The 7,341-nt window shown below is 34.2% G+C and carries 5 protein-coding genes; all 5 read right to left on the bottom strand.

What is annotated here, in order from left to right; genetic code table 11:
• Nucleotides 1–188: 188 nt before the first annotated feature.
• A complete protein-coding gene (gene cas4, locus T489_RS0112395; RefSeq protein ID WP_051622134.1) occupies nt 189–779 on the bottom strand; it encodes a CRISPR-associated protein Cas4 in 591 nt (196 codons plus the stop codon).
• The gene (gene cas2 / locus T489_RS0112390; RefSeq protein ID WP_031580322.1) at nt 766–1,065 is read right to left on the bottom strand and encodes a CRISPR-associated endonuclease Cas2; all 300 of its coding nucleotides are present in this window, start codon (nt 1,063–1,065) and stop codon (nt 766–768) included. Before cas2 ends, cas4 begins: the two co-directional genes overlap by 14 nt.
• Before the next feature lie 6 nt (nt 1,066–1,071).
• Nucleotides 1,072–2,076 (bottom strand): CRISPR-associated endonuclease Cas1, encoded by a 1,005-nt coding sequence (cas1, locus tag T489_RS0112385; RefSeq protein ID WP_031580321.1) that lies wholly within the window; start codon nt 2,074–2,076, stop codon nt 1,072–1,074.
• A 109-nt stretch (nt 2,077–2,185) separates the two neighbouring features.
• Nucleotides 2,186–6,478 (bottom strand): hypothetical protein, encoded by a 4,293-nt coding sequence (locus tag T489_RS0112380; protein WP_157608272.1) that lies wholly within the window; start codon nt 6,476–6,478, stop codon nt 2,186–2,188.
• A 565-nt stretch (nt 6,479–7,043) separates the two neighbouring features.
• Nucleotides 7,044–7,223: an IS66 family insertion sequence element accessory protein TnpB gene (tnpB, locus tag T489_RS15810; RefSeq protein WP_031580319.1), complete on the bottom strand. Its 180-nt coding sequence runs from the start codon at nt 7,221–7,223 to the stop codon at nt 7,044–7,046.
• Between the last annotated feature and the right edge of the window lie 118 nt (nt 7,224–7,341).

Below are 7,341 nucleotides of genomic sequence, written 5' to 3'. Positions count from 1 at the left end.
AGTACCTAAGTAGAGAAAAATATTCTTAATTTTTCTCATAATTCAATTATGCATAAAAAAAGTTGATTTATGAGAAAAAAGTAATATACTATAAAAAGTATCTACATATGAAGTCGTCTTTATGGCGAGCTGAAATCACCAAAAGTTAAGATATAGACCAAGCAACTGTAATTTACATCTTGGTATCTTCAGTATCTGTCAGCGCAAAAGTTAAAAAACTCGCACTGACAACATTTTTTTGCCTCGGCTGTAGAGTCGGGGAGAATTTCTGTGTCAATAATTTTTTTAATTTTGCCTACCACTTCAATTGTTTTAATCCTAAGCTTTTCATCAATACATATTTCATATGTCTGACCTTTACGTCCATATAATATAAACCCCCTATTAATAGAAATATTATATTTTTCCTCACAACACATTACATAAGCACACAGTTGTATTTTGACACCGGCAGAACACATTAAATGTTCATTACTTTTGAATTCAACGACTATAATTTCGTCTGATGTTTCAATTATGCAATCACATATTCCGTGAATAGATAAATTTTTACTGTATAGCTCAATATTGTTTCTGATTTTCCAATTATCAGCACAAATATGGTATCTGGATAAATTCCTTCTGTTATTCAGCATTATCTGCCTATTGTGCTCATCAACACCTTGTTTCATCCATAATTTTTCTGAAGGAGTAAGCTGTCTAACCAAATAAAAATAAACTATTCTTGGACAAAAACAGTACTGGCGGAGCATAGATACAGGAATATCATATTGTTTCATAACCATCAGGTTCCAAAAAAATAAAATTATCGTAACCAATAAATTGTTGTTTAAATTCTTCCGGTGATATATTACATTTCATGAAAATACATTTATCATTACTTGCAGCTAATAATTCAAACGCTAATTTTCTTACAGAGTTAAACTCAGCTTGATTAAGAAATCCATAAAAAACAGACTTTTGAATGGGTTGCAATCCAAAATCCTTCATTTTTTCAAAAAATTTAGTACGTGTTTTATTATTTTCTATGTCGTAACAAACAAGATATTTTGAATAAAGATTCATAATGCTTTACCATTTGAAAGAATAACCTTTATATTTTTTCTGACCGACCAATGCCCCCGCAAACCTGTAAATCTGTCGTTGAATGATATTTTCTAACTTTATTCTCTTTTTATTAAAAGTATATTTTGTCATCAAAGATTTATGTATTTCATTACTGATAATTTTTTTGAGATTCATATCCAAATTCATGTATTCTGATATTTGATTTCTGAGCTTGATGATTATTCTGTCAACCAGCCAGGCTCTGTATTCTTCCATAAGATCAAGAACAAGAGAAGGTTTCCCCGGTCTGTCGGTATGCAAAATACCGGCATACGCTTCCATTCCAGAATTATCTACAGCCGCCCAGATTTTACTCAATAAAATTGCATATCCATAATTTAAAGCTTTATTGGTTACTGACTCAGTGAATCTAGTTTCTCTATTAGTGAAATCACCTGGTAACAGACGGAGTTTTACAAGTGTATGCCAGTATTCAGTGGCGGCTTTTCCTTCTAAACCCATAAGTCTGTTTCTCCAGTTGGAAATATCATGAGCATCAGGAGAAGTATTAAGTATAATTTTTTTAAGATTATCAATGAGATTGTTATAGTTGTTAATAATTGGACTATTTTGTGAATTCTTTATTGTGTTCTTTGTAAAATACATTATTACCGCATGCTGATTTTTTATCTTTGTTATTATTACTTTTTTGGACAGTTCACACGATAAATTATCATTTTTTATCGCATCAAACTGAGCTTTTCTCAGTGATACAACGGCATGCTGATTTTGCCCCATAATAGCTGAAACAATTCTGTTGTTCCAGTCCAGAAAAAAGATACGAATTCCACGTATAGCACAGGCATGAATAAGATCTACAGACAGAGAAATACCCTTTTTGGCAATACTGATTGTTCTGATTCTGGAAAGTGGCAATTCCTCTACAATTTCATCTTTTTGTTTAACAACCAGTCTTTCACTTACAAGTCCCAAAAAAGTTCCATACTGATTGATTACTATATGTCGCATAAAGACTACCTCTGAACAACATGATAATTCCGGGAAGTAAGGGCAACCCCCATTTCCCGAAAAATCATTAGAGCCATAGATTCTGAAACTTATCTTGGGAACAGCTTGTTTAGTTGCTCTTAAAAATTGTTCCTTTGTCTATTGGGTTGTTATATACCTGATTCATTACTCTATTACTGCTCTCTACCATATATGAATATTTTATAATATTTCCTATACTTAATATTTTTAAATTACCTCTTGGTTTACCGCATATATCTATGTTAAGTCTTTCCATAAAAATTTTTGGATCTGTTTTTATTTCTGTCGGTAAATCATGAAATGACTTATAGATATTCTGCTGGTCTATGCAGTAAACAAACTTTTCAAATTTCTGCTCAATTGTTATTCCTCGTCTTATGTCTGTTGCCGGGGTCATATACACTCTTTCATCAGGAGATTCATAAACAAGTCTCTGTTCGTCCATGGATACAAAATTTTTATCCCCTGATATTTTTTTATTAATAACCGTTAAATTCTTGGTTGTATAACTATCAACCATCACAGCTTCATCCCACAATACATCTCCATTGTCTGCAGATGCAAAACCTTTACTTATTGAAGTGACAGGAGTATTTGCCGCAACAAGCTGATATATATCCCCGTGCGTGTGCGTTAAACGTTTGATTCTAACACCTCCTGAAGGAGAAGCGACAACAGGAAGACTGTACACTCTCTTACTCTTAGCGTGATTCTTGTTAATGGTTTTATTTAAAATTGTTCCAAGATACTGCTTTAATTTGTCATATCCACTTTCCTGCTCATCTTTTTTACCTAAATAATCTTCAAAAATAGAAGCAATATGCGCCCATTCATTAAATGAAGGTAATACCAGTGATGCTTTATCAGTTTTAAGTTTAAGAACTGAAGGAAAAGAAATTTTTATATCCAAATTTTTAAGAATGTCTTTCTTTGCGGCAAATTTCTTGGACTTTACGTCATACAGAAGGGAAAACACATCCTGGTGCAACGTGGTGTAACGCAAACTCATTAGTGCCAAATATGCCAGTTCCTCATCAGATCCTTCAGCAACCAGTCCTCTATAAAATCTTTCAAAAAGCTTAAACGCAGCTGTCTTGCATACTTTATATGTACGGAATCCGGTAGTTTCATTTTGTTTTGGGGACTCGAGATAGTTTGCTAAACAGCTTAACAGCTGTTTCCCCCCCTTAACTATTTGGATGGAATTGCTGCCAAAATCGAATCCGACTTTAACGGTATCATCTTTTTCCATAATGCATAGGAAGTGCTCAGCATAAATTGTATCTTTAAATAACTGCTTTGATTCAGGATTATTCTTCTCTGCAAAATTCAAACTGGAGATTCGAATAATATCAAATCTGTCAGGTATCAGTTTAATCAGTTCCTTTACATCTGACAGTACAGAAATTTCATTATTTCCGGATATTTCTTCAGATATTTCCTGTTGTGTTGAGGCATTTCCCAATAAGCATACTGCATCTATTGCATGAGATGTTATAGGTTGAATATCCTTCTTCTCATATCTTGCATCCAGTTTTCCTATGTCATGTCTTATTTCACTCGTGGAACCTGCATCTATTTTGTAAGCATTGTATTCCACGGTTATATTATTGATACTTTTCCATTCCCTTAATCCCTCATCTATCTTTGCAATAAGATTCTTCACAAACCAGGCCTGAGTTCCGTTTACACGAGCTCTATATTGTTTTGATATAGCCTGAATTATCTGATTGAATGGAACTCCTGTTCTGGAAGTAAACAATGCATGCCGACAGCATTGACGTTCTTCTTCAGTCATTATGTCAATGTTTAAATTAGGATTTGATATTAGTAGTCTGTTTAGAGTTTCCCTGATTCTTGTTGTAATTATTGCAGTATCACTTGTTCCAAAAACGGCTTCAAGATATTTTGGATTCAGGTTGTCAAGTGTATAAATATTGTTACCTTTCAGCTGATTTCCCCTTCGGGAAACTCTGATAAGATTAAATTCGGAATTATAAATAGTCCCGTAGGATTCTTTTGTTTCACTTCGACTTACAATATGATCATTTTCACTCAGATCATCGCTCAATGCCATACCTGTATATGCGCATATATTATGGGAATCATTTTTTAATCTTTCATCTTTTGATTTCCATTTTTCCCTTTCAGTTTTTTCTGCTTTCAAAGCAAATTCTCTCAACTGTTTAGCTTTTAATGATTTTTTGATTGTCGAAAGTGAGGAGCTGAATTCAAAAGAATTCTCTTCTACCAATACACTGAGTTTCACCTTTGTATTTTTTAATGCAGAAAGTTCTTTAATTTCTGCAATTTTAATTTTTGCAATTTCATATGCCTGTCTGTCAAGTATATTACCCAATGAACCGTCAAAAGGTCTGGTTGATTCCGCAGGAAGTCTGCAGCAGAGTGCATTTCCTTTATCAGACATCTGCATGCGACATGTATTCTCCAGACATACTGCCTTGCAATTACCGGAAAAACCATGTACATCGTTTTCTAAAATCGTATAAAGCTGAGCCAAAGAGAAAGGATTGGCAAATTTACTTTGCTGATCTGTACTTAACTCTAATTTTTCCCCTATAAATTTAGATAGGTTTTTAGTGTATTCATAGACTTTTACCACTTCCTTATCAATCTTTATATCAGAACTGAAATGCACCTCACTGGCTTTGTTTTTTAGTTCTTCATACCGGCAGACATTTTTATACTCCTGTTTAAAACAGTTACCATATTTTTTGCGTGTTTTTTCTATGTATGAACATAATGATCTAACTGTACTTTTACCTTTTACAGTTGAGTTCCATACTTCTTTGAATCTTTCTAAATTAAATCCTTTTCTTATGTTTAAAACACCTGCAACCAGTTCTTCCAGCATTTTGCTTTTCATAGGAGGATGTATACCGGAAATTTCAAGTAATGGATGTTCTACAATGGACCATAACCCTTTTTTAGATAAAGACACTTCCATGTAATAGTTATTGGCCAGTTCAAAAAAGGAATCAATATCACTCTCTCCCAGAATATTTTTTATTACGGCATTGGTTGCTGAACATGAGTTAGGATTTTGGGCCCATTTTCTTATTTGTGATTCAGGATTACCCCTGTTGTACGTTATATCCAAAAGTCTTTGCAAATAATAACTGTGAATCAGTTTCTGCTCTGTATATGATGCAATATGGTCAGATTGTTTTCCCCCCGCTGACTGCAGACGACTGCTTCTGTCAGTCAGTTTTACTATCTGTTCCAATTCATCTGAAAGCGAGGAGTATGAACCAGAACCGTAATCCATAAACTTCTGTACCCATAATTCCCATTTTCCCGGATAATGGGCATCCAGTGACTGTGGTGATAACAGCAGTGTCTGATCAACTGGCGGACGTCTGTTATTCTGATCTTCATAAGGAGGGATGGTAAATACAGGATCCTGAGCAAGCAGTAAACCCGTTATATTTTCGGTCTGTTCAATCCTTTTAAGAAATTCATTTTTTTTCTTGATAATATCGACTTTTTCTGCATTGTCTTTCTGATTACTGCCAGCTGTGTAATGAAAATATTTATACGCTCTGTACCATACATCCTTAAAGCGTTTTTTATCAAATACGGCTTTTCCGCTCATGCCCCTATCATTGAAATACCAGCGCAGGGCTCGCAACTGAAGATTCGATATATTACCTATGCAGTTGTATAATCTCTCCTCACCTGAAATCAGTTTTATCAAATCATTTAATCTACTGTCTTTCTGGATATCCTTTCTGATGTTTGCAAGGTACTCAGTCCTGTGTTTATGTCCGAATTCTTTCTGATCAATGAATTTATCAACAAAATCCACCATTGTTTTCAATGCAGAGCCATACATGCTTTTTTCTGTTTTATCACTCAAATTAGATACGGTTTCTTTTATTGAAGACAAGGATTCTCTGTATACGTATACTGTGTCATCATTGCAGTTATTAATAAACTGATCATACAAAGGTACATCACCGGTAAACAGGCCTGGACAGCATTGAAAGAACAGATCTACGGGACATTCTTTTAACTGCTCCAAGTCAATTTCCGTTTCAAGTCTGGTGTAGCCTCTCCTCAGCATTAGTGATGAAATTGCTTCCTGCTCACTCTGAGTCAAATTTCTCTTAATAGTATCAGCCAGTATGGTAAAAATTAATTTTCTGGCTTTCTTGTACCTGTTGTTAGCTCTTAAATGATGTCTTACTGCCGTTCTGTTTTTTACAGTGTAATTAATCACGCTTCCGTCATCAGGCATTTCAATAATAGCGGCTTTTACATTCTCGGAGTCTGGTAAATCATTAGACGTGTATGAAATAAAGCCTGTATATTTGCCACCCATGTCTATTGCTATATTAGAGTAATATGTATTGCTCACTGTTGATACCCTCCCAATGTGAACCGACCATTATTGAAATTTATATTTTCTCAGTTTGTGAATGATTATTTATCATAAACATAACTTATGTAAATCTTATCATCTTAATCTTATAAACATTAAAATAATATTCATCTATATTATACTCCTGTATTTATTGAAAAATATGTATAATTCGTCTGATTTTGAATAATCAAAACAATCCATACACAACCTCAGAGACGTGCAATTAAATTATCTTCACAATTCTTATTATCTTGGTTTTGAACAGTTTTCTGTCAGCAGTCATCCCGGAACATATTTATTTTAAAAACGTTTTGAATTCAGTTATAGTCCCGTCATCTCCAGACCATCTCTCATAAAAATATGGCGCAGCAAAGCTATGCCTTCTTCAGAATTCAAAAATGAGATTTGACTGAATATACATTAAAGGTTGAATGAATCACCAAATATTGAATCAAACATCTTGTAATATTGTTTTTTCCATACGAGATATTCCGGCATTTTACGATTTTTGGCTTTTTTCATGACCACTCCGTTGTCTTTTTTTCTTGTTTGCAGGTGGTCAACTTTTACTCGTTTTTAGTGTCAACAAATTTACTCGTTTAACAGCTGAATTTTCGCACGGTTCCAGTTTAAATTCCGTGGTGATTTTGTTCACCAGTCCGTTGATTCCCATGCGCATGTCAGTTTTACCGCAGGCCACGTAAAATTTATCAATTCCGGGAGTTATTCTTTCGAGCATTAGACAACAACCTCCAAAATCCGCAGTAACAGTTCTGAATGAATTCCGTTAGAAATACTGAGTTTTGCACCCGAGGTCAGTTCTATCTGACATACGATGGAATTATCATGCTCTTTGG

Origin of the sequence: Ruminobacter sp. RM87 (genome assembly GCF_000701925.1) — a bacterium.
Classification (GTDB): domain Bacteria; phylum Pseudomonadota; class Gammaproteobacteria; order Enterobacterales; family Succinivibrionaceae; genus Ruminobacter; species Ruminobacter amylophilus.
The sequence above is the reverse complement of the archived record's forward strand: the minus strand, read 5'-3'. Positions and strand labels throughout refer to the sequence as shown.

What these genes read in the sequence shown, in the direction of transcription:
- cas1 (WP_031580321.1), bottom strand. Translation starts at nt 2,076, where the DNA reads ATGCGACATATAGTAATCAATCAGTATGGAACTTTTTTGGGACTTGTA.
- cas4 (WP_051622134.1), bottom strand. Translation starts at nt 779, where the DNA reads ATGAAACAATATGATATTCCTGTATCTATGCTCCGCCAGTACTGTTTT.
- tnpB (WP_031580319.1), bottom strand. Translation starts at nt 7,223, where the DNA reads ATGCTCGAAAGAATAACTCCCGGAATTGATAAATTTTACGTGGCCTGC.
- cas2 (WP_031580322.1), bottom strand. Translation starts at nt 1,065, where the DNA reads ATGAATCTTTATTCAAAATATCTTGTTTGTTACGACATAGAAAATAAT.